Annotated in this window: 22 protein-coding genes; 12 read left to right on the top strand and 10 right to left on the bottom strand. The window is 65.9% G+C overall.

Features of this window, described 5'->3' with window-relative positions:
- The first annotated feature begins 140 nt into the window (after positions 1–140).
- The 5 genes from B5520_RS05740 (at position 141) to B5520_RS05720 (ending at position 4,801) form a co-directional block, all read left to right on the top strand.
- On the top strand, positions 141–443 hold the full coding sequence (locus B5520_RS05740; RefSeq protein WP_066275770.1) for a DUF4193 domain-containing protein: 303 nt from the start codon (positions 141–143) through the stop codon (positions 441–443).
- Positions 444–606: 163 nt separating this feature from the next.
- Positions 607–1,347: a M50 family metallopeptidase gene (locus tag B5520_RS05735; RefSeq protein WP_079596114.1), complete on the top strand. Its 741-nt coding sequence runs from the start codon at positions 607–609 to the stop codon at positions 1,345–1,347.
- A 9-nt stretch (positions 1,348–1,356) separates the two neighbouring features.
- Positions 1,357–2,448 carry a glutathione S-transferase family protein gene (locus tag B5520_RS05730; RefSeq protein WP_079596113.1) on the top strand — a complete coding sequence of 364 codons (1,092 nt, stop codon included), beginning with the start codon at positions 1,357–1,359 and terminating at the stop codon, positions 2,446–2,448.
- 30 nt (positions 2,449–2,478) lie between these two features.
- Positions 2,479–3,603: a serine hydrolase domain-containing protein gene (locus B5520_RS05725; RefSeq protein WP_079596112.1), complete on the top strand. Its 1,125-nt coding sequence runs from the start codon at positions 2,479–2,481 to the stop codon at positions 3,601–3,603.
- Positions 3,604–3,748: 145 nt separating this feature from the next.
- Entirely contained in the window at positions 3,749–4,801 is a 1,053-nt protein-coding gene (locus tag B5520_RS05720) for an FUSC family protein (protein WP_079596111.1), read from the top strand.
- Here B5520_RS05720 and B5520_RS05715 read toward each other — a convergent pair.
- The 3 genes from B5520_RS05715 to B5520_RS05705 are packed head-to-tail and all read right to left on the bottom strand — an operon-like array spanning position 4,798 to position 8,418.
- Positions 4,798–5,709: a MaoC family dehydratase gene (locus tag B5520_RS05715; protein WP_079596110.1), complete on the bottom strand. Its 912-nt coding sequence runs from the start codon at positions 5,707–5,709 to the stop codon at positions 4,798–4,800. The two genes, B5520_RS05720 and B5520_RS05715, sit on opposite strands and share 4 nt — an antisense overlap.
- Complete coding sequence (locus tag B5520_RS05710; RefSeq protein ID WP_079596109.1) at positions 5,706–7,046, bottom strand: 3-oxoacyl-ACP reductase; 1,341 nt, start codon at positions 7,044–7,046, stop codon at positions 5,706–5,708. Before B5520_RS05710 ends, B5520_RS05715 begins: the two co-directional genes overlap by 4 nt.
- 10 nt (positions 7,047–7,056) lie before the next feature.
- Positions 7,057–8,418 (bottom strand): acetyl-CoA C-acetyltransferase, encoded by a 1,362-nt coding sequence (locus B5520_RS05705; protein ID WP_079596108.1) that lies wholly within the window; start codon positions 8,416–8,418, stop codon positions 7,057–7,059.
- On the opposite strand from B5520_RS05705, the gene B5520_RS05700 reads away from it, so the two are divergent.
- Positions 8,417–9,160, top strand: coding sequence for a TetR/AcrR family transcriptional regulator (locus tag B5520_RS05700; protein WP_254865502.1), 744 nt, complete (start codon positions 8,417–8,419; stop codon positions 9,158–9,160). The genes B5520_RS05705 and B5520_RS05700 overlap by 2 nt on opposite strands.
- A gap of 48 nt (positions 9,161–9,208) precedes the next feature.
- Positions 9,209–11,317 carry an acyl-CoA dehydrogenase family protein gene (locus B5520_RS05695; RefSeq protein WP_079596107.1) on the top strand — a complete coding sequence of 703 codons (2,109 nt, stop codon included), beginning with the start codon at positions 9,209–9,211 and terminating at the stop codon, positions 11,315–11,317.
- 110 nt (positions 11,318–11,427) lie between these two features.
- Here the strand turns inward: B5520_RS05695 and glgA are convergent, their stop codons facing one another.
- Positions 11,428–12,633: a glycogen synthase gene (gene glgA / locus B5520_RS05690; RefSeq protein ID WP_079596106.1), complete on the bottom strand. Its 1,206-nt coding sequence runs from the start codon at positions 12,631–12,633 to the stop codon at positions 11,428–11,430.
- A 102-nt stretch (positions 12,634–12,735) separates the two neighbouring features.
- Between glgA and glgC the strand changes: the two genes are divergently transcribed.
- The 3 genes from glgC to B5520_RS05675 all read left to right on the top strand — a co-directional run bounded on the left by glgC (position 12,736) and on the right by B5520_RS05675 (position 16,206).
- Entirely contained in the window at positions 12,736–14,157 is a 1,422-nt protein-coding gene (glgC, locus tag B5520_RS05685; RefSeq protein WP_079596105.1) for a glucose-1-phosphate adenylyltransferase, read from the top strand.
- A gap of 95 nt (positions 14,158–14,252) precedes the next feature.
- The gene (locus B5520_RS05680; protein WP_079596104.1) at positions 14,253–15,704 is read left to right on the top strand and encodes an SDR family NAD(P)-dependent oxidoreductase; all 1,452 of its coding nucleotides are present in this window, start codon (positions 14,253–14,255) and stop codon (positions 15,702–15,704) included.
- A 16-nt stretch (positions 15,705–15,720) separates the two neighbouring features.
- Complete coding sequence (locus B5520_RS05675) at positions 15,721–16,206, top strand: pyridoxamine 5'-phosphate oxidase family protein (protein ID WP_079596103.1); 486 nt, start codon at positions 15,721–15,723, stop codon at positions 16,204–16,206.
- 19 nt (positions 16,207–16,225) lie between these two features.
- On the opposite strand, the gene B5520_RS05670 is transcribed toward B5520_RS05675, so the two are convergent.
- The 3 genes from B5520_RS05670 to B5520_RS05660 all read right to left on the bottom strand — a co-directional run bounded on the left by B5520_RS05670 (position 16,226) and on the right by B5520_RS05660 (position 19,620).
- Positions 16,226–17,077 (bottom strand): transglutaminase family protein, encoded by an 852-nt coding sequence (locus tag B5520_RS05670; RefSeq protein ID WP_079596102.1) that lies wholly within the window; start codon positions 17,075–17,077, stop codon positions 16,226–16,228.
- Entirely contained in the window at positions 17,074–18,000 is a 927-nt protein-coding gene (locus B5520_RS05665; protein WP_079596101.1) for an alpha-E domain-containing protein, read from the bottom strand. Before B5520_RS05665 ends, B5520_RS05670 begins: the two co-directional genes overlap by 4 nt.
- 63 nt (positions 18,001–18,063) lie before the next feature.
- Positions 18,064–19,620 carry a circularly permuted type 2 ATP-grasp protein gene (locus B5520_RS05660; RefSeq protein WP_079596100.1) on the bottom strand — a complete coding sequence of 519 codons (1,557 nt, stop codon included), beginning with the start codon at positions 19,618–19,620 and terminating at the stop codon, positions 18,064–18,066.
- 113 nt (positions 19,621–19,733) lie between these two features.
- Between B5520_RS05660 and B5520_RS05655 the strand changes: the two genes are divergently transcribed.
- Positions 19,734–20,789: a YeiH family protein gene (locus B5520_RS05655; protein WP_079596099.1), complete on the top strand. Its 1,056-nt coding sequence runs from the start codon at positions 19,734–19,736 to the stop codon at positions 20,787–20,789.
- Positions 20,790–20,823: 34 nt separating this feature from the next.
- Positions 20,824–23,460 carry an aminopeptidase N gene (gene pepN, locus B5520_RS05650; protein WP_079596098.1) on the top strand — a complete coding sequence of 879 codons (2,637 nt, stop codon included), beginning with the start codon at positions 20,824–20,826 and terminating at the stop codon, positions 23,458–23,460.
- Between the two features lie 9 nt (positions 23,461–23,469).
- On the opposite strand, the gene B5520_RS05645 is transcribed toward pepN, so the two are convergent.
- The 3 genes from B5520_RS05645 to B5520_RS05635 all read right to left on the bottom strand — a co-directional run bounded on the left by B5520_RS05645 (position 23,470) and on the right by B5520_RS05635 (position 25,802).
- The gene (locus B5520_RS05645; protein WP_079596097.1) at positions 23,470–24,567 is read right to left on the bottom strand and encodes a lipoate--protein ligase family protein; all 1,098 of its coding nucleotides are present in this window, start codon (positions 24,565–24,567) and stop codon (positions 23,470–23,472) included.
- 97 nt (positions 24,568–24,664) lie between these two features.
- Positions 24,665–24,922, bottom strand: coding sequence for a type B 50S ribosomal protein L31 (locus tag B5520_RS05640; RefSeq protein ID WP_003802336.1), 258 nt, complete (start codon positions 24,920–24,922; stop codon positions 24,665–24,667).
- A 145-nt stretch (positions 24,923–25,067) separates the two neighbouring features.
- A complete protein-coding gene (locus B5520_RS05635) occupies positions 25,068–25,802 on the bottom strand; it encodes a TetR/AcrR family transcriptional regulator (protein WP_079596096.1) in 735 nt (244 codons plus the stop codon).
- Positions 25,803–25,900: the final 98 nt, after the last annotated feature.

The raw sequence follows: 25,900 nt of genomic DNA, 5'->3' as shown, positions 1-25,900 counted from the left end.
AGGGTTATTCCCCTGAAGGCCGCCTCCTTTGAACCTTTACCCAGACGGCGGCAAATATACTCCGTCTATTGGGGAATACCCGCTTGATGCTGTACGTTTCATACGCGACAGGCGAACCAAAGAAAAGAGAAGCACCCAAAGTGGCAACCGATTACGATGAACTGCGCTCCGACGTCAAGGAATCGCAGGACAACTCACTCGAGCAGCTCCAGTCAGCAAATGCTCCCGACGCGCGCAGCGTTGTCCTTGAGCTGGATGAGGCTGACGGGCTCGACGGCGCGGGCGTTCCCGGAGGCGAATTTGTCGCCGAGGAGCTCGTGGTGCAGGTCATTCCGCAGGCCGAGGACGAGTTTACCTGCTACTCCTGCTTCCTGGTCCGTCACCGGTCCCAGATTGCCCGCCAGAAAGATGGCCACAGCTACTGCACCGAGTGCGAGGGCTAGTAAGCACAGCCGCCAATGTGCTGCGGACACGTCCGCGGCACTGCCGGATCGAAAGGCACGCTGCACGCCGGCGTGCCTTTCGGCTTTAAGCCTGCACACAGCCTGCTCCAGTAACGTGGACGTTTATGGCTGAGAGTGGCAACGCGTCTTTCCGGAGGCCCGGATGAACATCCCCGGCGGTCTTTGGCAGGCGTTGGCTGAATCATTCCGCCGCACGGACCTTCCTGCCATTTCCTTCACTGAGCTTTTGCTGGCGTTCGTGCTGGCAACCGCTTTGTCCATTCCCAGCCGCTCCTGGAAGTACTTTGGCCTGTTGGCCACGGCTGTCCATGAGCTGGGCCATGCTGTTGCCGCCCTCACGAGCGGGCAGCGGTTGTCCGGAATACGGCTGCGGCTGGACCACTCGGGAACCACCACCTCCTACAGCCGGAGCCGGCTTGCCGCCGCCTGGTCATGTTTCTGGGGGTATCCGGTTCCGGCGATCGTCGGTGCGGCGTTTGTGATGTGCGGCTTCAGCGGCTGGGGGCCAGCGTCCATCGCGGGCAGCGCCGTCGCCCTGGCTGCCTCGCTTCTTTTCATCCGCAACCTGGCAGGCTTCCTCATCACTGCCGTCGCGATTGTTGGCGGGCTGACGATGATCCTCGTGGTGCCGGATGCCTTTGTGGGGCATGTGGCGGTCATCCTGGGCCTGGCACTGCTGGTGGGCGCCGTACGGGACCTGATCAAACTGGCAAACGTCCACGTCCGCAGAAGGGAGCGGCTTTCCACGTCTGATGCATACCTGCTCTACCGGGCTACTGCCGTGCCTTCCGCCATCTGGATCACCCTTTTTGCTGCCCTGGTGGGCGGCTCCTGGTTCGTGGCGTGGCAGCCGATCTCCACGGTCCTGCTCCGGGGCGCATAGGCTTATGCCATGAGCCAGGAAACGGACAGCATCCAGCAGGCCGCCGATGGTAAGACGGCCGAACACAGCACCCGCGGCGCGTATGTGACCGGCGGCGCAGAATTCACCCGGGACACAAACTACATAGAGGACCGCATCACCCGGGACGGCAGGCCGGGCGACAATGGCGAACCGGGCTGGCCGGTTGAAGCGGGGCGTTACCGCCTCATCGCAGCGCGGGCATGCCCGTGGGCCAACAGGGCTGTGATCGTCAGACGGCTGCTGGGCCTGGAGAACGCCATTTCCCTCGGCCAGCCAGGCCCCACCCATGATTCACGTTCGTGGACCTTCGACCTTGATCCCGGCGGCGTGGACCCGGTCCTGGGCATCGAACGCCTGCAGGAGGCCTACTTTAAACGCTTCCCCGGCTATCCCCGGGGGATTACCGTCCCGGCGATAGTGGACGTCCCAACGGGCGCCGTAGTAACCAACAACTTCCCTCAGATCACCCTCGACTTCTCCACCGAGTGGACCGAATTCCACCGGCCCGGCGCGCCGCAGCTGTACCCCGTGCACCTGCGGGAAGAGATCGACCAGGTGAACAAGCGGGTTTTCACCGAGGTAAATAACGGGGTGTACCGCTGCGGTTTCGCAGGTTCACAGGAGGCTTACGACTCCGCGTACGAACGCCTCTGGGCAGCCCTTGACTGGCTGGAAGAACGACTCACCCGCCAGCGCTACCTGGTGGGTGACACCATTACGGAAGCCGATGTGCGGCTTTTCACCACGCTGGCCAGGTTCGATGCGGTCTACCACGGGCACTTCAAATGCAACCGGCAGAAACTGAGCGAGATGCCCGCGTTATGGGCTTACGCGAGGGACCTCTTCCAGACACCCGGCTTTGGTGACACCACGGATTTCGTCCAGATCAAGCAGCACTATTACATCGTCCACGAGGACATTAACCCCACGGGCATTGTTCCAGCCGGACCAGACCTGCGCGGATGGCTGGAGGATCACGGCAGGGAATCCCTGGGCGGCCGGCCGTTTGGGGACGGGACGCCTCCGGGCCCCGTCAGGCAAGGAGAAGAAGTAGCAGCGGGACACGGTCCGCAGACGTAGCGGAAAGCGCTTTCTAGCTAAACTGTCCGGGTGCAGACTTTTCAAGGCTTCGTAGCGCCCGGATTCGACAACGTGCTTGAACTGTTCGAGTCCCTCCTTCTAGACGATCCGAATTACAGCGCACAGCTTGCCGCCTACCATCGTGGAGCGCCCGTGGTTAACCTCACCGGCGGTCCGGATATGACACCGGAGACGGTGACCGGCGCCTATTCCTGCTCCAAGGGTGTCGCGGCGATGGTGATCGCACTGCTGGTCCAGGACGGCCTGCTGGACCTCGACACCACGGTGGCCCACTACTGGCCCGAGTTTGCCGTGCATGGCAAGGACCGGCTCCTGGTGCGCGAGGCACTCTCCCACCAGGCCGGCCTTATGGGACTGGAGGGCGGCTTTGACCTGGACGAATTCACAACTCCTGCCGCAGCGGCGCGGCTGGCGGCGGCCCGCCCCTCATGGCAGCCGGGCCGGCAGTTTGGCTATCACGCCCTGACAATCGGCATCATCATGGAAGAGCTCTGCCGCCGCACAGCAGGGGAATCGCTCCAGAGTGTCTACGAGCGGAGGATCCGCACACCGGAGGGCGTTGATTTTTTCCTGGGCCTGCCCGCGGACCTGGAACCGCGCTACCGGGACGTGATCTACCAGGACGCCGTGGACCAAGACACCGCGGAGGAGCCATGGCTGGATCCGCTCAGCCTCGAGGGCCTGAACAGCAATGCGCCCATCAGCGGCATCATGGAGCTTCCCAACTTCCGGTCCGTCCGTGCTGCGGGAATGTCCGCGGCCGGAGGTGTGGGATCGGCCGAAGGGTTGGCCAGGCTGTATGCCGCCGCAACCACCGGCGTCGGAAACCGGCGTGCGTTCCTCACTGCCGAAACCGTCGAGGCCATGTCCCGCGAACAGGTCTGGGGCCTGGACCGGTCCTCAGGGCTGGACAATGCCTTCGCCGTCGTCTTCATGAAGCCGCACCCCTCGCGGAACTTCGGCAGCCACCGCGCGTTCGGCCATGAGGGAGCCAACGCGGCCTTGGGCTTCGCCGATCCCGCCTATGCGCTGGCCTTTGGCTACATTCCGCGGCGCCAGGAGGACGGGCGAACGCCCGGAAAGGCCCACCGGCTGGCTGCTGAGGTCCGCCGCTCGGCAGCAAGACTTCCCTAGTTCCCCCGTTCCCCAGGGTTTCTTGACGCCCTGACCAGCCGTGTTGTTATGCAGGAAGCTGCCCCCTAAGGTTGGGCGGATGGTCAAGTCTCAAGCACGCCCCGATATGAGGTGGGCCAGGGGAACCCAAATCCTGAAACAGGCGGTGGCCGGGCTGTCGGCGGCTTTCGCCGCCCAGCGCCTGCAGCTCGCGGCGAAAGCGGCCCTGGCGGCCGGGCTGGCGTTCATGATCGCTCCACTGATGCCGGGGGCTGCGGCCAACTATCCCTACTACGCGCCCCTGGGCGCACTGGTGGTGATGTACCACAACGTGGCTGGCTCCGTGCGGCAGGGGCTTCAGGCACTTACCGGGCTGGCCCTGGGTATCGGGCTCGCCTTTGTGCTCGTCAACTTCACCGATCCATCCCCGCTCACGGTTGCCGTCTTTATGGGCGTAGGCGTCCTGCTGGGCGGGCTCCCGCGCATTGGCTCGGGCAGTGATTGGATCCCGACGGCGGCCCTGCTGGTTCTGCTGGTAGGCGGCAGCAACCCGGACGACTTTTCGTTCGGGTACCTGGTGCAGATGGGCGTCGGCGTAGCGGTGGGAATTGCGGTGAACTTCCTGGTCTTTCCCCCGCTGCACCTGAACGCAGCCGCCGAAAGCCTGGATGAACTGCGGCGTGCGCTCGGGACCCAGCTGACGGACATGGGGGCGGCCCTCAAGGAGAAGTGGCCCCCTGAGCACGAAGAATGGTCACGCCGTTCAGATGAACTGGCCTCAGCTGCCCGGTCGGTGCGGCACCTGGTCAAGGAGGCCGACGCGAGCCGACGGGCAAACCCGCGCCGAAAGCTCCACCCCCGCGACGTCGATCTCGACTACCGCAACCTGCGCGAGCTCGAACGGGTGACGTTCCACATCCAGGACATGACGGACGTCCTGTCGGACGTGATCTGGGAAAGCGACGTTCCCTACCAGGTGCCCGTGCAGGACAGCGGGCCTCTGGCGGACGCCATGACGGCCACCGGGGAACTGCTGCATTCCTACCGCGACACGGATGGGCCTGCACAGCGGGAGCGCTTCGAAACGGCGCGGGCAGCGGTGGAAGCCTGCATGGCCGCCACCGCCGGCAGGGAAGCCGAGCAGGGAACTGTTCCGGCGTCCGAATCGATCCTGCTCAGCCTCCACCGCATCCTGCGCGCCCTTCGGCCCGCCACCTAAAGCGCGGCGACGGAACCACTGAAATGACGGCGGCCTGATCTGGGGTTCCAGGCCACAAAGTCCGAACGCTTCCATGTCCCGGACCCACCCTGGTCGCTGCTGATTTCCAGGGCCACACGGCAGGGAAGAAACACCGGGGCGTCGAAGTCAACGTCCCATGTGAAGGAATCCCCACGGACCGAGCCAACGTCCGCCAGCGCCCGCGACGCCAGATACATGCCGTGGGCGATGGACCGGCGCATGCCCAAGGCCTTGGCTGAGAGCACGCTGAGGTGGATCGGATTGAAGTCGCCGGACACAGCTGCGTAAGCCCGTCCCGCGTCGACGCCCAGCTGCCACACACCGGTGGGGTCCGGTGCCTTGAAGTCTCTTCGGACCGGTGCCGAGGAGGGCTTATCCACCCCGGGCAGGAAGACGCCCTTGGCAAGGTAGGTGGAAATTCCCCGCCAATAGACGTCCTGCGTGCCGGCCACCCGCACCTCGGCCACCACGTCCACCTGAGTACCCGCGCGGTGCCCACGGAGATTCTCCACCCTCGCAGTGATGTCCAGCGCGTCGGTGAAGAGCAATGGGGCGCGTTGCTCAACGCTGTTATGCAGGTGCAGCATGCCCAGCAAGGGGAGCGGGAAGTCGTCCCTGTTCATCACGCTGATGGCAAGCGGAAAAGCCAGGGCATGGATGAAACCGGCAGGCAGCACATCACTGGCCGTCTCGCCCAGCAGGTGCTGATACGCGGTCAGGTTGGCAACGTCCACCGTGACACCCCTGACCTCGTGGCTCTCGACCGGCAGAACCGACCAATCATGCGTTCCCAGCAGCCTGCGCCTGGCCGCCTGCGCAGCGGCATTGACGTACAGCTTGGACAGCGACGGCATATCCCCGAGGATGACCGGCTGCAGGGGCGTCATGCCCCCACCATGTTCTGCCCGCATACCCGCAGCACCTCGCCATTGATTCCGCCGGCGGCACCGCTGGCCAAGAAGGAAATGGCTTCTGCGACGTCGGACGCTTTACCGCCCTGCTGGAGGGAATTCGCACGGCGGGCAATCTCCCGCAGCGCGAACGGAATCCGTTCGGTCATCTCAGTTTCGATGAAGCCCGGCGCCACGGCGTTGATGGTGCCGCCGGATGCGGCCAGCAGCGGGGCTGTTGCCCGGACCATTCCCATCACTCCCCCCTTTGACGCCGCGTAGTTGGTCTGCCCCCTGTTGCCGGCGATGCCGCTGGTGGAAGCAACAGAAACAATACGGGGTGCGGGCCCAAAGTGTTCGGACGCCAGCAGTGCCTCGTTGATCCGCAGCTGTGCCGCGATATTGATGTTGATCACGGAACTCCACCGTGCGTGGTCCATGTTGGCGAGCAGCTTGTCCCGGGTAATTCCCGCGTTATGGATCATGATGTCAAGCCGCCGGTGCCGCTGAACGGCGTGCTCGATGATCCTTTGGCCGGCATCGTCCCGGCTGATGTCCAACTGGAGTGCGGTGCCTTTTACCTCATTGGCCACTGCCGCCAGATGGTCTCCCGCCGCAGGCAGGTCCACCAGGACCAGGGTGGCGCCGTCACGGTGCAGGGTGCGGGCGATCTCCGCGCCAATCCCCCGGGCGGCGCCGGTCACGACGGCAACCTTGCCCGCCAGCGGCCTGTCGAAATCGTCCGGAAGTTGGCCGTCCGTGCTGGACACAGTCAGGAACTGGCCGTCCACGAAGGCCGAGCGGCCGGACAGGAAGAAACGGACAGCCGCGAGGGCTGACGGGCTGGTCGGCTCCACGTCCCCGGAGAGGAGGATTCCGTTCCCGGTGGCGCCGGCCCGGAGTTCCTTGGCCAACGAGCGCAGGAACCCGTCCACACCTTGCCGGGCGGCAGCGGCGGCGGGAGAATCCGCCTCGGAAGCCGGCCGTGAGACTGTCAGGACCCGGGCGCCGGGCGCAAGGTCGCGCAGCGAGGCCCCTGCGGCAAGGACCGGCTTTTCGAGGTCCTCCGGCCGTGCAACGTCGTCCAGGACCAGGATGATGGCACCAAGCTTTTCCCGGGGAACCGCGTGCCGCCGGACATCCAGGTCCCACGCCAGCAGCTCTGCAGCGAGTTTGTCGGCGGCCGCCGAGTCTCCCTGGACCACAATGGGTCCGGTGATCAGCGGCTGGCCGGGCTTGTACCTGCGCAGCACCGCCGGCTGGGGCAACCCCAGTTTCCTGGCCACGTTCCTGCCCAGGCCCTGGTTCACCAGCTGTGCATATTTGTCCGTCATCGGTGACCCCTTACAGAGATTCGAGAATCGCGACGACGCCCTGGCCGCCGGCCGCACAGACCGAGACCAGTCCCCGTGCCGGCCGGCCGTCGCTGGTGCCCTTGGCATGGAGGAGCTTGGCCAGGGTGGCCACAATCCTGCCCCCGGTGGCGGCGAAGGGGTGGCCGGCCGCCAGTGACGATCCGTTGACATTGAGGCGTGCGCGGTCAACCTTGCCGAAGGCACCGTCCAGGCCAAGGCGCGTACGGCCGAACTCCTCGTCCTCCCACGCCGCCAGCGTGCTGAGTACGGTCGCTGCGAATGCTTCGTGGATCTCGAAGAAGTCGATGTCCGCCAAGGTGAGGTTGTGCCGTGCCAGCAGCCTGGGCACTGCGAAGACGGGTGCCATCAGCAGCCCGTCCTTGCCGTGTACGAAGTCCACCGCTGCAGCCTCGGCGTCCACTACCGCTGCCAGTTTGGGAAGGTCCCGGGCGTCGGCCCACTCGTCGGACGCCAGCAGAACGGTTGAGGCGCCGTCCGTCAAAGGGGTGGAATTGCCGGCAGTCATGGTCGCGTCCGCACCGAGGTTCCTGCCGAAGACAGGCTTCAGGGCGGCCAGCTTTTCGATGGACGTATCGGCCCGAAGATTTCCGTCGCGTGCCAGGCCGCGGTAGGGGGTGACGAGATCGTCGAAGAACCCGGACTCGTAGGCGGCGGCGAGATTGCGGTGGCTGTTGAGTGCCACTTCGTCCTGGGCCTCACGGGAAACTTTCCACTGCGCAGTTGTCAGCGCCTGGTGCTCCCCCATGGAAAGACCGGTCCGGGGCTCGGCGGTGCCGGGCGCCAGCGGAGCCAGGTCTTTGGGCCGCAGGCGGCTGAGGATCTGCAGCCGCTGGGGAATGGTCTTGGCGCGGTTCAGGTCGAGAATGACTTCCCTGAGTCCTTCGCTCACCACCACCGGGGCGTCCGAAGCGGAATCCACTCCGCCGGCAATTGCGGAGTCGATCTGGCCCAGCTTGATCTTGTTCGCCAGCCCCACCACGGTCTCAAGTCCCGTGGCGCATGCCTGCTGGAGATCGTAGGCAGGAGTCTCGGCGGACAGGGCCGAGCCAAGCACCGCCTCACGGGTGAGGTTGAAATCCCTTGAATGCTTGAGGACTGCACCCGCGGCTACCTCCCCCACCCGCTCGTCCTGCAGGCCGAAGCGCGCAATAAGGCCGTCCAGGGCAGCTGTCAGCATGTCCTGGTTCGAGGACTTGGCGTAGGAACCGCCGGCGCGGGCGAAGGGAATCCTGTTGCCTCCGACGACCACGGCCCTCCGAAGGGCAGGGCCGGAAGCGCTGGTTACGCCTGATTCTCCGGGGCCGGTAATGGACTGTCCGTCAATGGACATGGCTGTCTCCTCTGGTCACATGCGGTTACCGATACCCAGCGTACCTGATACGCTGGGTATCGTGAACATTTCGGAAACGGGAATTGCTGCGCCCTCCATCGGTTCGGAGCCTGACGGCCGCTCCTCCCGCTGGCAGAGCCACCGGGAGGAGCGGCGCCGGGAACTGATCAAGCAGGCGCGGCGTGCCGTGCACGTGCTGGGCAGCGACGCGTCCATGGAGGACATCGCCGCAGCAGCGGGAACGTCCAAGTCAGTCTTCTACCGCTACTTCGGCGACAAGGCCGGCCTCCAGCAGGCTGTGGGTGAAGTGGTCCTCAGCCAGATGCAGCGGCGCATCCAGGAAGCGGCACAGAACGCCCTGACCCCACGCGAAGGGCTGCTGGCCATGGTGTCGGCGTACCTGCAGATGGCTGACACCAGCCCCAACGTGTACACCTTCGTCACCCGCTCCACCTCCGGGGAATCCGGAGATTCCCCCAACTCCGGCGCGTTGGGCCACTTCTTTGATGCGATTGCGGACATGATTGCCACCCCCATGCGTTCCCACCTGGGCGACGGCAAGGAAGCCGTCATCGGCTATTGGCCCAAGGCCGCCATCGGACTGGTCAGGAACGCGGGCGAACAATGGCTCAGCACTCCGGACTCCCCCGCCAAACCCGGCCAGGAAGCCATGGCACTGCAGATCACCGCATGGCTGTGCGTCGGGATCGCCCCCGAACTGTCGCCTGCCCCCCGAACCTGAACACTCCCGCACCACAAGCCCCTGTCAGCACCAACGAAGGACATTGACATGACTGAAGTAGTGGACCGCTCCGCCGCAAAGGGGCATGCCCCCGTGACCGCACCAAGCCTGGTTCCCGGCTCCGCCCAGCCTGCCGTCGACGTCCATGCCCTCGGCGAACAGCTGCTGGGCAAATGGGCCGCAGTCCGGCTCCAGGCACGCGACCTGGCCGCACGTCCTGAACTTCACAAGACCGAGGGACTGACCCACACGGACCACCGGGCAAGGGTATCCGGGCAGCTGCAGTACCTGGTGGACAACGGCGCCGTACACCGCGCTTTCCCCTCCGCCCTCGGCGGCAGTGACGACCACGGCGGCAACATCGCCGGCTTCGAAGAGCTCGTGGTCGCCGATCCGTCGCTGCAGATCAAGGCCGGCGTCCAGTGGGGCCTCTTCGGCTCGGCGGTAATGCACCTCGGAACGGGGGAACACCATGCCAAGTGGCTTCCGGGCATCATGAGCCTGGAAATTCCCGGCTGCTTTGCCATGACCGAAACGGGGCACGGCTCCGACGTTGCCAGCATCGCCACCACGGCCACCTACGATCCCGCCACCGCGGAATTCGTGGTCCACACCCCCTTCCGCGCAGCCTGGAAGGACTACATCGGAAACGCCGCCATCGACGGCCTGGGCGCCGTGGTGTTCGCGCAGCTCATCACACGGGGCGTCAACCACGGGGTCCACGCCTTCTACGTGGACCTCCGCGACCCCGAAACCAGGGATTTCCTCCCCGGCATCGGCGGTGAAGATGACGGCATCAAGGGCGGCCTCAACGGCATCGACAACGGCAGGCTCCACTTCACCCACGTTCGGATCCCCCGGACCAACCTCCTGAACCGCTACGGGGACGTGGCCGCGGACGGTACCTACTCCTCACCCATCGCCAGCCCCGGCCGCCGTTTTTTCACCATGCTGGGGACCCTGGTCCAGGGACGGGTCTCACTGGATGGCGCCGCCGTCGCCGCGTCCAAGGTTGCCCTGAAGGCGGCCATCCACTACGCCACCGAGCGAAGGCAATTCAATGCCTCCTCACACACCGACGAGGAAGTCCTGCTCGACTACCAGCGCCACCAGCGCCGGCTCTTCACACGCCTCGCCACCACCTACGCGGCCGGCTTCGCCCACGAACAGCTCCTGCAGAAGTTCGACGACGTCTTCTCCGGAGCACACGACACCGATGAGGACCGCCAGGACCTGGAAACCCTGGCCGCGGCCCTGAAACCGCTGAGCACCTGGCACGCCCTGGATACCCTGCAGGAGTGCCGGGAGGCCTGCGGCGGGGCCGGCTTCCTGATCGAGAACCGCTTCGCCTCGCTCCGCGCGGACCTGGACGTCTACGCCACCTTCGAAGGCGACAACACCGTCCTGCTGCAGCTCGTGGCTAAACGCCTCCTGGCCGACTACGCCAGGGAATTCCGGAGCGTCGACTTCGGCGTGCTGGCCCGCTATGTGGTGGGCCAGGCAACCGGAGCTGCCATCCACCGGACCGGCCTGCGCCAGGTGGCGCAGTTTGTTGCTGACAACGGCTCGGTCCAGAAAGCCGCCATTGCCCTGCGTGACGAGGAAAGCCAGCGCGCCCTGCTGACCGACAGGGTGCAGACCATGGTGGCCGAGGCCGGCGCCGCATTGAAGGGCAGCAACCGGCTTTCCCACGAAAAGGGAGCCGCCCTGTTCAACCGGCACCAGAATGAACTCATCGACGCCGCCCAGGCGCACGCCGAACTGCTGCAGTGGGAGGCCTTCACGGACGCGCTCCGCGACGTGACCGACCCCGGAACCAGGGCTGTCCTGACCTGGCTGCGCGACCTCTTCGGCCTTTCCCTCATTGAGACAAACCTTTCCTGGTACCTGATGAACGGCCGCCTTTCCATGCAGCGGGGCCGCACCGTGGGCGAATACATCAACAGGCTGCTGGTGAAGATCCGCCCGCACGCCCTGGACCTGGTGGACGCCTTCGGGTACGGCGAGGACCACGTCCGCGCCGCCATCGCCACCGGCGCCGAGAAGACACGCCAGGACGAGGCAAGGGCCCACTTCCGGAGCCAGCGGGCAAGTGGACAGTCTCCGGTGGACGAAAAGGTGCTGATCGCCAGGACAGCGGCCGGCCGGACCAAGTGACCGGGCCTGGCCGGCAGGTGCAGGACTTCGTCTGCTGACTGCTGAACGTACGACGGCGCCGCTCCCCACGCAGGGGAACGGCGCCGTCGTCGTTCTTGCCTTAGCGGCGGTCAGCCCTGTGCCGGCAGCACCGAGCGGTACACCTCGAGCGTTGTTTCCGTGATGGATTCCCAGGAGAAGTGCTCCTCGGCGCGCCGCCGGCCCGCCTGCCCCATGGCACGGGCACGCTCGGGGTCCGACACCACTTCGGTGAGTGCCGCGGCGAATTCGCTGACGAACTTTTCCGGGTCCAGCGGGGTGCCGGTGCCGTCCGTCACCTGCTCCAGGTCCACGAGCAGGCCCGTCTTTCCGTGGTCCACCACCTCTGGAATACCGCCCGTGGCACTGGCAACGACCGCAGCCCCGCAGGCCATGGCCTCAAGGTTGACGATGCCGAGCGGCTCGTAGATGGAGGGGCAGGCGAAGGCGGTGGCGTGGCTCAGCACCTGGATCAGCTCATTGCGGGGCAGCATGCGTTCAATGAGCACGACGCCGGTCCGCTGGCTTTGCAGTTCCTCGATCAGGCGGGCGGTCTCCGCAGCAAGTTCCGGCGTGTCCGCCGCGCCGAGGCACAGGACCAGCTGGACGTCGTCGGGCAGCTTGGCGGCGGCGCGAAGGAGGTAGGGAACGCCCTTCTGGCGCGTGTTCCTGCCCACAAAGACGACGCTCGGCTTGGCTGGATCAATGCCCAGGGCGCGGATGGCGTCGTCATTCTCGTCACGGTTCCATAGTTCGACGTCAATGCCGTTGTGGACCACGCGGACCTTGGCCGGGTCAACGTTCGGGTAACTGCGCAGGATGTCCTGCCTCATGCCCTCGGAGACCGCGATGATGGCCGCGGCGGCCTCATAGGCAGTTTTCTCAACCCAGGATGAGAGCGCGTATCCGCCGCCGAGCTGCTCTGCCTTCCACGGGCGCAGCGGTTCCAGGCTGTGGGCGCTCAGCACGTGCGGGATGCCGTGCAGGAGCGAGGCGAGGTGCCCGGCCATATTGGCGTACCAAGTGTGCGAATGGACCAGGTCCGCGCCTTCGACGTCCGGTACGATCCGCAGGTCCACCCCAAGCGTCTGCACGGCAGCGTTGGCTGAGCCAAGATCCTCCGGCACGGAGTAGGACGTCACCGCCGCGCCATGATAGTCGGCGTCGCGGGGAGCCCCAAATGCACGAACCTGCAGGTCAACGTGCTTACTAAGCACCCTGCTCAATTCGGCCACGTGGACCCCGGCGCCACCATAGATCTCCGGCGGAAACTCTTTAGTCACAATGTCTATTCGCACAAGACCCAAGGTAGTCCTTCACGCATAACTGTTCTAGTGTGAAGGAGTCCGGGCATGCCGGACTGTCTTGGGGAGTTACGAAGGCGTACAGGAGCGACCATTATGCCGTTGAACAAAAGAGTCCTGGCCATTGTCCTCGCAGGCGGCGAGGGAAACAGACTGATGCCACTGACGGCAGACCGCGCGAAACCGGCGGTGCCCTTCGCGGGAAGCTACCGCCTGATCGACTTCGCCCTGTCCAACCTGGTGAATTCCCGCTACCTGCAGATCGTGGTCCTGACCCAGTACAAGTCCCACAGCCTGGACCGGCACATCTCCGAAACCTGGCGTATGTCCACCCAGCTCGGCAACTACGTTGCCTCGGTTCCCGCGCAGCAGCGCGTGGGCAAGAGCTGGTTCCTCGGCAGCGCCAACGCCATCTACCAGTCCCTGAATCTGATCCATGACGCCAACCCGGACATTGTGGTGGTGGTCGGCGCCGACCACGTCTACCGCATGGACTTCGCCCAGATGGTGGCCCAGCACGTGCACAGCGGCGCCAAGGCAACGGTTGCTGCCGTGCGCCAGCCCCTGAACATGGCCAACCAGTTCGGCGTCATCGAGGTGGACCAGAACGATCCGCAGAAAATCGCGGCGTTCGTGGAAAAGCCGGCCAGCACCCCCGGCCTGGCAGCGGACCCCACCCAGTTCCTGGCCTCCATGGGCAACTACGTGTTCGACGCCGACGCGCTGGTTGCAGCACTGCATGTGGACGCTGAACGGCTGGACACCAAGCACGACATGGGCGGGGACATCATCCCCTACTTCGTTAACCAGGGCGAGGCCGGTGTCTACGACTTCACGCTCAACGAGATCCCCGGCTCCACCGAGCGCGACCGCACGTACTGGCGCGATGTGGGCACCATCGACTCCTTCTACGACGCGCACATGGACCTCATCTCCCCGCTGCCGGTCTTCAATTTGTACAACTCCGAATGGCCCATTTACACCCGGCAGAGCATTTCCCCGCCGGCCAAGTTCGTCCGCGGACAGAACAACACCGTGGGCACCGCCCTGGATTCCATCGTCTCCAGCGGCGTGGTCATCTCCGGCGGTGTGGTGGAAGGCTCCGTCCTCTCCAACGACGTCTTTGTTGCAACCAGCAGCCGGGTCATCGACTCCGTCCTGATGGACAAGGTGCAGATCGGTGAAGGGGCCGTGGTCAACCGCGCCATCATCGACAAGAACGTCAAGGTTCCGGCGGGCGCAGCGATCGGCCTGGATCCCGAGCTGGACCGGGCTCGCGGGTTCAAAGTCACCGAGTCCGGCATCACCGTGCTCGCCAAGGGCCAGGAAGTCCCGGAACCAGGCGAGGAAGAGCGGCAGCTCGCCGCGAAGAACCTCCACCTGGTTCCCAACGCCGTCAAGGCTGCGGCGGCCCAGTACCCGGACGTCCGCGAATCGGTTAACAAGGTGGCCCAGACGCATGCCGCGGCCGCCGCGGACGCCGTTCCCGGCGCGCGTCCCGGGGCGCGGATCTCCTAAGCCCTCCAAGACTCTTAAGCGACGGCCGGCTGCACCATTTTCGGTGCAGCCGGCCGTCGCTTAAAGCGGGAGCTCCAGGCTGTAAAATTGGTCTAATGAGCTCCCCCGATCTGACGCCTGAGGAAATCCAGGCCTGCCTCAAGGTCCTGAATACGATCCACGCCTACGACGAGGAGCACCCGGACTACGTCTCGGTCCGGCGGGCCACCGGAAAAATGTTCAAGGCCGTCAAACGGCACCGGAGGGTCACCAAGCGCGACCTCATCGCCGAAGCCGACCGCTCCGTCCTGGCCCAGACCGCTACGGCCGCCCCGGACCGCATCGATGACGAAACGCGCGGCAACAAGCTGGCCCCCTCCGCCACCGGCAAGGTGGCCGGCCACCTTATCCGGTCCCGCCCCTGCTACATCTGCAAGCAGCACTACACCCAGGTGGACGCCTTCTACCACCAGCTCTGCCCGGAGTGCGCCGCCTTCAGCCACAGCAAACGCGACGCACGCACCGACCTCACCGGCCGCCGCGCCCTGCTCACGGGCGGCCGCGCCAAGATCGGCATGTACATTGCACTCCGGCTGCTCCGGGACGGCGCCCACACCACCATCACCACCCGGTTCCCGAAGGACGCTGCCCGCCGGTTCGCGGCCATGGAGGACAGCGGGGAATGGCTGCACCGGCTCCGCATTGTGGGCATCGACCTGCGCGATCCCGCCCAGGTCATGGCGCTGACGGATTCGCTCAACGAGGCCGGCCCGCTGGACATCATCATCAACAACGCAGCTCAGACGGTCCGCCGCTCCGGCAACGCCTACAAGCCCCTGGTTGATGCCGAGGACGAACCGCTTCCCGCCGCCCTTGAGCATGCCAATGGCGGTCCGGAGCTCCTGACGTTCGGCCACGCGCACGACAAGCACCCCCTGGCACTTGCGGGCAGCGTCACCGAACATCCGGTGCTCGCCGGTGACGCCATCACGTCGCTGGCCCTGTCCACCGGCTCCGCATCACTTGAGCGGATCGCGTCCGGGACGGCAATCGACGCCGGTGGCCTGGTCCCGGACCTGGCCACCATCAACAGCTGGACCCAGGTGGTGGACGAGGTGGATCCGCTGGAAATGCTTGAAGTCCAGCTCTGCAACGTCACGGCCCCGTTCCTGCTGGTAAGCCGCCTCCGGGAAGCCATGAAGCGTTCCACGGCACGCCGGAAGTACATCGTGAACGTCTCAGCCATGGAGGGCCAGTTCTCCCGTGCCTACAAGGGGCCGGGCCACCCGCACACCAACATGGCCAAAGCGGCGCTGAACATGATGACGCGGACCAGCGCCCAGGAGATGCTGGAGACCGACGGCATCCTGATGACCGCGGTGGACACGGGCTGGATCACCGACGAACGCCCGCACTTCACCAAGGTCCGGCTTATGGAGGAGGGCTTCCACGCGCCCCTCGACCTGGTGGACGGTGCCGCCCGCGTCTACGATCCCATCGTGATGGGTGAGAACGGCGAGGACCAGTACGGAGTGTTCCTCAAGGACTACAAGCCGAGCCCCTGGTAGGCGTAAGCTCGGCGCCATGAACGCCGAGCGAGCCTCCACTGACGAACCCTCATCCCCTGTCCAGAACCTCGAACACCACGAATGCTGGGCGATGCTCCGGACCGTGTCCGTGGGACGGCTCGCCGTCCTGGTGGACGGGCGCCCGGACATCTTCCCCATCAACTACGCCGTGGACGGCGGCACCCTGGTGTTCCGCACCGGTGAAGGCACCAAGCTCTCCGGTGCATCCGGCGATGCGGCTGTGGCACTTGAAGCCGACGGCGTCGATTCCGCCACCGGCCTGGCCTGGAGCGTGGTGGTCAAGGGCACGGGCCGGGTGGTCACCGGGACGGATGAAGTCCTGGACACCTCGCAGCTGTACTTGTTTCCCTGGCAGGCCGGCCGGAAGGACGCCTTCGTGCGGATCACCCCGGACTCCGTGACCGGGCGCCGCTTCAAGGTAACCGAGCCGCTGACCTGGTGGACCCAGCTCAGCGGCTCGGTGAAGACCGCGCCGGAATAGGCGGGCCGGAACCAAGGGTTCAGGCGAGCTGGGTGATCTCCACGCTGACGCTCAGGGCGGACCCGCCGCCACCGGACAGGATGCCCTTCAGCGGCGGCACGTCGCGGTAGTCACGGCCCCTGGCCACGGTGACGTGGAAGTCGCCCGCGGGCTTGTGGTTGGTGGGGTCCCAGCTCCGCCAGTCACCGTCCCACCACTCGAGCCAGGCGTGGGACTGCCCCGCCACGGTCTCGCCGATCCCGGCGCTGGAGCGCGGGTGCAGGTAACCGGAGACATAACGGGCAGGAATGCCGCAGCTGCGCAGCGCTCCGATGGCCAGGTGGGCCAGGTCCTGGCACACGCCCTGGCGCTGGCCCCACGCCTCTTCGGCATTGGTGGTGACGGCAGTTGAACCGGACATGTAGGTCATCTCGCCGCGCATCCACGAGAACACGGCCAGCGCGGCCTCGTGCGGGTTCTTGCCGGCCACCACCTTGGGAATGATGCCCAGGACTTCGTCCCCGGGGCCGCTGAGCCGGGACTGGGGCAACCAGTCGCTGAACGTGTTCAGGGTCTCCGGCGAGGCGAGGACGTCCCAGCCCACAATGTCGGATTCGGACGGAATCTTCTCTGCCCGGTGCACCTCCACGGTGATGTTGGACACCACCTCGAGGTGCTCGTGCGGCATCTGCATGTCGAACGCCGTGACCCTGGTGCCCCAGTAGTCACGGTAGGTGCTCACCGCCGCCTGCGACGGCGAGACCTTCACGACGGACTCGAGGACCACCTGCTGGGAATCGGTCAGCGGGGTCATCCGGGCCTCGTTGTAGGACAGGGTGACACGCTTGTTGTACTTGTACGCCGTCTTGTGCACGATGCTCAGCCGGGTCATGAAACTTCTCCCACCCAGGCCAGTTCGTCCGCCTGATTGAAGTACTTACGGGAAATGGCGTCCGAGGCCTGGGATACGGCCTTCTGGACCCGTTCCATGTGTTCGGGCAGCTCGGACATGAGGTCGTCCGTGCGGTGGAACTCAAGGAAGGTCCTGGCCTGGCCCACGATCCGGCGCGCGTCGTTGATGAAGCCCACCCGCTGGGCGGAGGGGTCCAGCTTGGCGAGGCATTCGTCGGCATCGCGCAGGGCGTAGACGATGGACCGCGGAAAGAGGCGGTCCAGCAGCAGGAACTCCGCGGCGTGCTGGTCGCCGAAGGCGGCCCGTCGGGTGCGCAGGAAGGACTCGTAGGCGCCGGCGCAGCGGAGCATGTTGACCCAGGACATGCCTGCGGACAGGACGTCCCGGGTGGAGAGCATGCGTGCGGTCATGTCTGCCCGTTCCAGGGAGCGGCCCAGCACCAGGAACAGCCAGCTCTCGTCATGGCTGACCGTGGTGTCCGCAAGCCCGCTGACCATGGCGGTCCGTTCGAGCGTCCAGTTGCAGAAGCGGTAGGTTCCCACCACGTCCTTGCGGTGCTGGCTCAGCCCGTAGTAGGTGGTGTTGAGGCTCTCCCACAGGCCCGAGGAAACCGTCTCGCGGGCACGCCGGGCGTTCTCGCGGGCCGCCCCGAGGGAACCGGCGATCGACGTGGCACTGGTCTTGTCATAAGCCAGGGCGTGCAGCAGTTCCGGCAGGCCGAAGTCCTCGCTCTGCGGCCGGGCGCCCATGACGGCGAGGAGCTCCTTGGCCACGCTCTTGCGTTCGTCCATGGGCAGGTGGTTCAGCCGCTCCAGGTGCACATCAAGGATGCGGGCGGTGCCATCGGCCCGCTCCACATAACGGCCGATCCAGAAAAGGGATTCGGCTATACGGCTAAGCATTCTCGGCTACCTCCTGCGGGCCCGAAACAACGGGAAAAGACATCTGCCGGATCACGGTCCGGGTCACTGCTGCTGCTCCGACTGGCGGTCCCGCCAGTTGCTTTCCACAGGCCAGACAGACACGCGCTCACGCACGGAAATTGAGGGCCGGGGAACGGTTTCCACCGGCACCTGCGGCGAGTCGGCGAGCACCCAGGTGTCCTTGGACCCGCCGCCCTGGCTGGAGTTCACAATCAGGGAGCCTTCCTTCAGCGCCACCCGCGTCAGTCCGCCGGGCAGCACCCAGACGTTGTCGCCGTCGTTCACTGCGAAGGGACGCAGGTCAACGTGGCGGGGGCCGAACTTGTCACCGCTCAGGGTGGGAACCGTGGAAAGCTGCAGGACGGGCTGGGCGATCCAGCCGCGCGGGTCACCGATGATCCGCTGCCGGAGCGCGTCCAGTTCGTCGTTGGAGGCGTCGGGCCCGATGACCAGTCCCTTGCCGCCGGAACCGTCCACCGGCTTGACCACGAGTTCGGCGAGGTTGTCCAGGGTGTACTCCCGGGCTTCCTTCTCTTCGAGGCGGAACGTGTCAACGTTCGCGATGATGGGCTCCTCGCTGAGGTAGTAGCGGATCAGGTCAGGAACGTAACTGTAAACCAGTTTGTCATCCGCGACGCCGTTGCCCACGGCGTTCGCGATGGTGACGCCGCCGGCGCGTGCGGCGTTGACCAGCCCGGGGCAGCCCAGCATGGAGTCGGCCCGGAACTGCAGCGGATCGAGGAAGTCGTCGTCGATCCGCTTGTAGATGACGTCCACGCGCTGCTCACCGGCCGTGGTGCGCATGTACACCCGGTTTCCGCGGCAGATGAGGTCCCTGCCCTCCACCAGTTCAACGCCCATCAGGCCTGCCAGCAGCGTGTGCTCGAAGTAGGCGCTGTTGAAGACGCCGGGGGTCAGGACGACGACGGTGGGATCGTCCACGCCGGCAGGCGCGGTCTTCCGCAGGGCCGAGAGCAGCCGGCGGGGGTATTCCTCCACGGGCCGGATGAGCTGCTGTCCGAAGGCTTCGGGAAGGCCCTTGGCCATGGCCCGCCGGTTCTCCAGCACGTAGCTGACGCCCGAAGGAACGCGGACGTTGTCCTCCAGGACACGGAACGTTCCCGCAGCATCCCGCACCACGTCGATGCCGGAGATGTGCACGCGGACGCCGCCGGCGGGTTCAAAACCGTGGACCTGCCTGTGAAAGTGTGCGCTGGTGGTTACCAGCTGCCGGGGAATCACGCCGTCGGACACCACGGTCATCTTGTCGTACACGTCGTTCAGGAACGCTTCCAGCGCCCGCACCCGCTGGGCGACGCCCCGTTCCAGGACATCCCATTCCGCCGCAGGAATAACACGGGGGACGATATCCAGCGGGAAGGGCCGCTCCTCGCCGGCAAAGTCGAAGGTCACACCGCGGTCCAGGAACGTGCGCGCCATTGAATCGGCCCGGGCACTGACATCGGCCAGGGAAAGCTTGCGAAGGGCGTCCGCCACCTGCCCGTAGGAGTCCCTGGCTTGCTGCCCGGGGGCGAACATCTCATCGTAGGCTCCGGTCCGGCCGGCGGCCTCGGAGTATTCCTGAAAAAGGTCTGACATGCCCAATAGCCAACCATCTTTTTGTTTCGAATTCATTACTGCCGTCCCTTCTGGCGTGTTGGCGCAGCGGCACGGGTTCGTGCATTCCGGGCCTTTTCCGGCACAGTAGGTGAGTGCCAGTCAGCAGAAGCCTCCCAGTGCCGGGTCCGGGCAACCCCCGCCGCGCTGACCGGCTGCTTCCCGGACTGGCCACGGCAGCCGCCGCACTGGTGGCCGCCTTCCTTGTGCATTGGCTGGTGCCGGTCCTGCCCGCCATGACGTTGGCCGTGGTGCTCGGGGTCCTGGCGGCCAACCTGCCGGCAGCCGGCGTGTGGACCGCGGGCCGGGCACGGCCCGGCCTGGATTTTGCCGGTAAGCACCTGATGCGCGGCGGGATTGTCCTGCTCGGCCTGAAGGTCAGCATCATGGACGTCCTCGGGCTGGGCTGGCTGGCCCTGGCACTGATTGTAGGGGTTGTGGCTGCCAGCTTTGGCGGGACCTACCTGATTTCCAGGCTCTTCCGGCTTCCCCCGGTCACGTCGCTCCTGGTGGCTACCGGATTCTCGATCTGCGGTGCATCAGCCATCGGCGCCATGGCGGCCGTGCGGCGGATCCGGCACGTGGACACCGTCCTGCCCGTGGCGCTGGTGACGCTCTGCGGAACCCTTGCCATTGGCGTCCTGCCGCTGTTCGTCCACCCTCTGCAGCTCACAGCCCCGGTCTTCGGCGCCTGGATCGGCGCCTCCGTGCACGACGTCGGCCAGGTGGTGGCCACCGCGCAAACCGCGGGGACGGCGGCACTGGGCATCGCCGTCGTGGTCAAGCTCACCCGGGTGCTCCTGCTGGCACCCGTGGCAGCCCTGGCCGGAACGCACCAGCGCCTCACCGTCCGGACTGACGCGGACACGGACGGCGGGCATACGAAACTTCCGCCGGTGGTGCCCCTGTTCGTCCTGGGATTCGTGGCCATGGTGGGGCTCCGGTCCACGGGCTGGCTGGCGGAGGACTGGCTCGCGGCAGGGGCCGCGTTGCAGGACGTTCTGCTCGGCGCCGCGCTGTTCGGGCTGGGTTCCGCGGTGCGCATCCGGACGCTCCTGCTGACCGGCGGGCGTGCACTGCTGGCCGCGCTGGCGTCCTGGCTGCTGATCGCCGTGCTGGGCCTGGCGGCGGCCCTGCTGATCGCTGCCTGACATCCGGGCACCCAGCCCGTGATTAGATAGCCCGGTGTCAAATGAGAATCTGCGCCGCGATGAAGCCGCTGAACGTTCTGCCGTGATCAGCACCGCCAGCTACGACGTGTCGCTGGACGTGCGGCAGGCGGCTGACCCGGACGTTGCCGGCTACACCAGCCGCAGCGTCATCACCTTCACCGCGTCGGAGCCCGGTTCTTCTACCTTCCTGGACTTTATTGGCAGCAGCGTCTACAGCGTGGTCCTCAACGGCAGGGCGCTGCCCGTGGAGGACGTGGTGGACGGCGCCCGCATCCGGCTGGACAACCTGCAGTCCCGGAACCAGGTCACCGTCACCGGAACCGCCCTGTACAGCCGGTCCGGAGAGGGCATGCACCGGTTCGTGGACCCGGCAGACGGGCAGTGCTACCTGTACACCCAGTACGAGCCGGCTGACGCCCGCCGCGTATTTGCCAACTTCGAGCAGCCGGACCTCAAGGCAACCTTCACCTTCCACGTCATGGCGCCCGCCGGGTGGCAGGTCGCCTCCAACGGGATGGAAACCGCCCGGACGCTCCTCACCAGCGACCCTGCCACCGCACGCTGGGACTTTGCCGCGACTGAGCCGATGTCCACGTACATCACCACAGTGCTGGCCGGCCCGTACTTCAAGGCCGAGGACCGCTGGCAGGCAACGCTCGACGACGGGACCTCCCTCGACATCCCGCTGGCCCTCTACTGCCGGGCGTCCCTGGCGGAATCCTTCGACGCGGAACAGCTGTTCACGCTGACCAAAAACGGCCTGGACTTCTTCAACCGGCTGTTCGCCTACCCCTACCCCTGGGGCAAGTACGACCAGGCCTTCGTCCCCGAATACAACCTCGGCGCCATGGAGAACCCCGGCCTGGTGACGTTCACGGACAGCTACGTCTTCACGTCCCGTGCCACCGACGCCCAGTACCAGGGCCGCGCCAACACACTCATGCACGAGATGGCACACATGTGGTTCGGGGACCTGGTGACCATGCAGTGGTGGGATGACCTCTGGCTCAAGGAGTCCTTCGCCGACTATATGGGCACGCTGGGCGTGGACCAGGCCACTGACTGGGATTCCGCCTGGGTCAGCTTCGCCAACAAGCGCAAAGCCTGGGCCTACCTCCAGGATCAGCTGCCCACCACGCATCCCATCGTCGCGGACATCCCCGACCTCGAAGCCGCCAAGCAGAACTTCGACGGCATCACCTACGCCAAGGGCGCCTCGGTACTGAAGCAACTGGTAGCCTACGTCGGCTTTGACGCGTTCATCGCCGGCTCCCGCGACTACTTCCGCAAGCACGCCTACTCCAACACCACCCTGGCGGACCTCCTGGAATCCCTCAGTGCCTCCTCCGGGCGGGACCTCACCGGCTGGGCGCAGCAATGGCTGCAGACCTCAGGGATTTCCACCCTCTCGCTGGACATCGCCGCCGGCCAGGGGAACGACGACGGCGTCCTGGGCGACGTGCGCATCGTCCAGGACGCCACGGATCCGGTCACGGGACGTAACGAGCCGCGGCCGCACCGGCTCCGGGTGGGGCTGTACGACGTCGACGGCGAAGGAGCGCTGGTCCGCACGGGCAGCGTGGAAACCGATGTCAGCGGTGCCTTCACCGCTGTGCCGGAGCTGTCAGGAAAGCCACGGCCCGCATTGCTGCTCCTCAATGACGACGACCTGACGTACGCGAAGGTCCGGCTGGACCCGGTGTCCCTGGCAACCGTCCTGGCATCGCTGGACAGGATCTCCGACCCGATGGCCCGCGCCCTCTGCTGGACTGCGCTCTGGAACTCCGCAAGGGACGGCGAAAGCCCTGCGGCACGGTATGTGGACGCAGTGGCTGCGTTTGGGCCGGCGGAAACCGGCATCGGCGTCCTGCTGAACATCCTCGAAAACGCCTGTACCGCCGTCGAACGCTACACACCGGCCCCCGGACGGGAAGCCGTCCGGACATCCTTCCTGGCAACCGTGGCGGCGGAACTGGACCGGGCCGTCCCGGGTTCCGACCACCAGCTCGCCTGGGCCCGGACCCTCGGCACACTCAGCAGGCACGACGGAACCCTGGTGCCCCGGCTTAAAGGCCTCCTGGACGGCTCAGCCCCGGTGAAGGGGTTGGCGGTGGACGCCGAACTGCGCTGGCACTTCTGGCACGCACTCGCGGCCAACGGCCAAGCGACCGTAGCGGAACTCGACGCCGAGCTGGCACGGGACACCACGGCGTCAGGTAGGGCGGGGCATGCCACAGCGCTCGCTGCCCGCCCGGAGCCCAGGGTCAAGGCCGCGGCGTGGAAGGAGGCTGTCCACGGTGACACGCTCTCCAACCAGCTGCTCAGCGCGACGATCAGCGGTTTCACCACGGCACCGGCTGCGCTGCTGGAGCCGTATGTGGAACCGTACTTTGAGCGCCTGCTGGATGTGTGGGAGGGCCGCAGTATCGAAATCGCCAGCCGGATTGTCCGCGGCCTGTTTCCTCTGGACCAGGACCTGGCGGAAGGGATGGAGCCTGCGGAGCATCCGGTGCTGCGCAGGACCGACGAGTGGCTGGCGGCCCATACCGATGCTCCGCGGGCCCTGCGCCGCATCATCGTGGAGCAGCGCAGCCACCTGCTGCGGGCACTCACGGCGCAGGCCGCCGTCGTTGGTTCACCTGCTCCCTGACCTCGGCACTCAGGGGACCCGGTGCAGCCACTCCTCCGTGCCGAACTTGGCGGCCACCCTGTCACGGGCTGCGGCCAGCTCCGCCTCGGACAGCTCTGACGGGGTGGCGCCGTACCGTTCGGCAAACACGTCCATCATTGCCGCGATGATGGCAGTCCGCGCCAGGCCGGTCTGCCGGCGCAGCGGATCCACCCGCTTCTTGGCACTGCGGGTCCCCTTGTCGGACAGCTTCTCCTTGCCGATGCGCAGGACTTCCACCATCTTGTCCGCGTCGATGTCATAGCTCATGGTGACATGGTGCAGCATCCCGCCGTTGGCAAGGCGCTTCTGGGCGGCGCCCCCGATCTTTCCCTGGTCCGTGGCGATGTCATTCAGCGGTACATAGAAGGCCGTAATGCCGAGCTTCTCCAGGGCGGCCATGACCCAGGCGTCCAGGAACGGGTAGGAATCCGCGAAGCTGATGCCGTCCACCAGGGTCTGGGGCAGGTACAGCGAGTAGGTGATGCAGTTGCCGGCCTCCATGAACATCGCTCCCCCGCCGCTGATGCGGCGGACAACCTTGATGCCGTGCTTCGCCACGCCGTCGGGATCCACCTCGTTGCGGAAGGACTGGAAGCTGCCGATCACCACGGAGGGTTCCTCCCAGTCCCAGAACCTCAGGGTGGGATTGCGCCGGCCTGCGCCCACTTCCTCGGTCAGGACCTCGTCAAGGGCGACATTGATCTCGGTGGGCAGAACGGTGGGGCCAATGATGTTCCAGTCATGGTCCGCCCACGACGTGGCCTTGGCCAGGGCACGCCGGACGGTGATCGCCACGGCGTCTGCCGAAAAGCCGAACAGGGCGGCATCAGCCGGAAGCGCGGCAGTCACGGCCTCGGCAAGCTCGGCGGCGGGCGTTGCTTCCGGCAGGCCGGTGAGGGCCCGGTTGATGTCCAGGAGGGCCTCGTCGGGTTCCAGGAAGAAGTCACCGCTGATGGAGACGTCCGCCAGTGATCCATCGGCGACGGCGAGGTCTGCCACCACCAGTTTCCCGCCCGGCACCTTGTATTCGCCGTGCAGGCGTTCGGTTGCGGCAGGGTGGGTTTCAGGAAGCGGAGGGTGCGTCATGCCATCCATCCTGCCGCAGAAGCGGCGTGGCCGTTAACGCGGAAAGCCCGCACCGTTGCCGGTGCGGGCTTTCGTCATGAAGCTTGGGCGAAGTGGATTACTTCTTGCCGCCGAAGCCCTTGAAGCGAGCGTTGAAGCGCTCGACGCGGCCTGCGGAGTCCATGATGCGCTGCTTGCCCGTGTAGAACGGGTGGGACTCGGAGGAGATTTCGACGTCGATGACCGGGTAGGTGTTGCCGTCTTCCCACTCGATGGTCTTCGAGGAAGACACGGTGGAGCGGGTCAGGAACTTCGTGCCGGAGGCCAGGTCGTTGAAAACAACAGCTTCGTACTTCGGGTGGATATCAGACTTCATAATGGGACCTTTGTTCAACGCAACTGGATTTTGCCAGTTGCCAGGTATGAATGGGATGGCTGCGGCTGCTGCAGCCGAGGCTGAAAAAGCAGGACAACCAGCTATCAATGATAGCGGATGCCGGCGGGCCTGACGAACCGCGCCGCTACTCCCCGGGCGGGAGGGAGCGCGGGGACGTCCAGCCTTGGGCGTGAAGCTGCTCAATGCCGTCCAGCAGCAGGTCAAGGGCGAATTCGAACTCAAACTGGTCGTCGCAGCCGTAAGCAACCACGGTGCCTCCATCATGGGCTCCGGGCGCCGCGACAGCGGCAATATTCGGGTACAGCCTGGCCATCTGCCGGATCATGGCCAGCTGCATGTGGGGCGGGACGTCGGCGGCTTGTTCCGCTGCCGCGGGTTTGTCAAACAATTCCTGCGTGAAGCCCCACATGCGCCCGCCCAGTGCGTGCAACGCGTGGTGGGTCAGGTCCGCAGACAACCCGCCGGCCAGGAATATCCTGGTGAACGAGTCCATGTAATCGAGAACGGCGGGGGTCTTCGATGTCCTGGTTTCGATGACGCGGCGGGCCCAGGGGTGCTGGCGGAGCGTCGTCCTGGCTGAGAGCACGCGCACCCGGACGGCCTCCTTCCATGGAAGGCCCGGCGGAGGAGGTGCGATCTCTTGAATGATGGCGTCCACCATGCCGTCCAGCAGTTCTTCCTTGTTCGCCACGTGCTTGTAAAGGGCCATAGGCACCACACCCAGCTCCCCGGCGAGCCTGCGCATGCTCAATGAATCCACCCCGGCCTGGTCCGCCAGCAGGAGCGCAGCGCGAAGCACCCGTTGCCTGCTAAGCGGACCCCTGGGTGCCCGTGCAGGCCGTTCGTTGAGGTCTGTCATATCTTCCCGCCCGTAATAGCCATTGACAGGTGTACAGCGTACACCTAGATTTGGTCGCAGAACGGGTGTACGCCGTACACCTCGACGCGGCAGCTGCG

The sequence above is a fragment of the Arthrobacter sp. P2b genome, assembly GCF_900168295.1.
Taxonomy (GTDB): Bacteria; Actinomycetota; Actinomycetes; order Actinomycetales; family Micrococcaceae; genus Arthrobacter.
The sequence above is the reverse complement of the archived record's forward strand: the minus strand, read 5'-3'. Positions and strand labels throughout refer to the sequence as shown.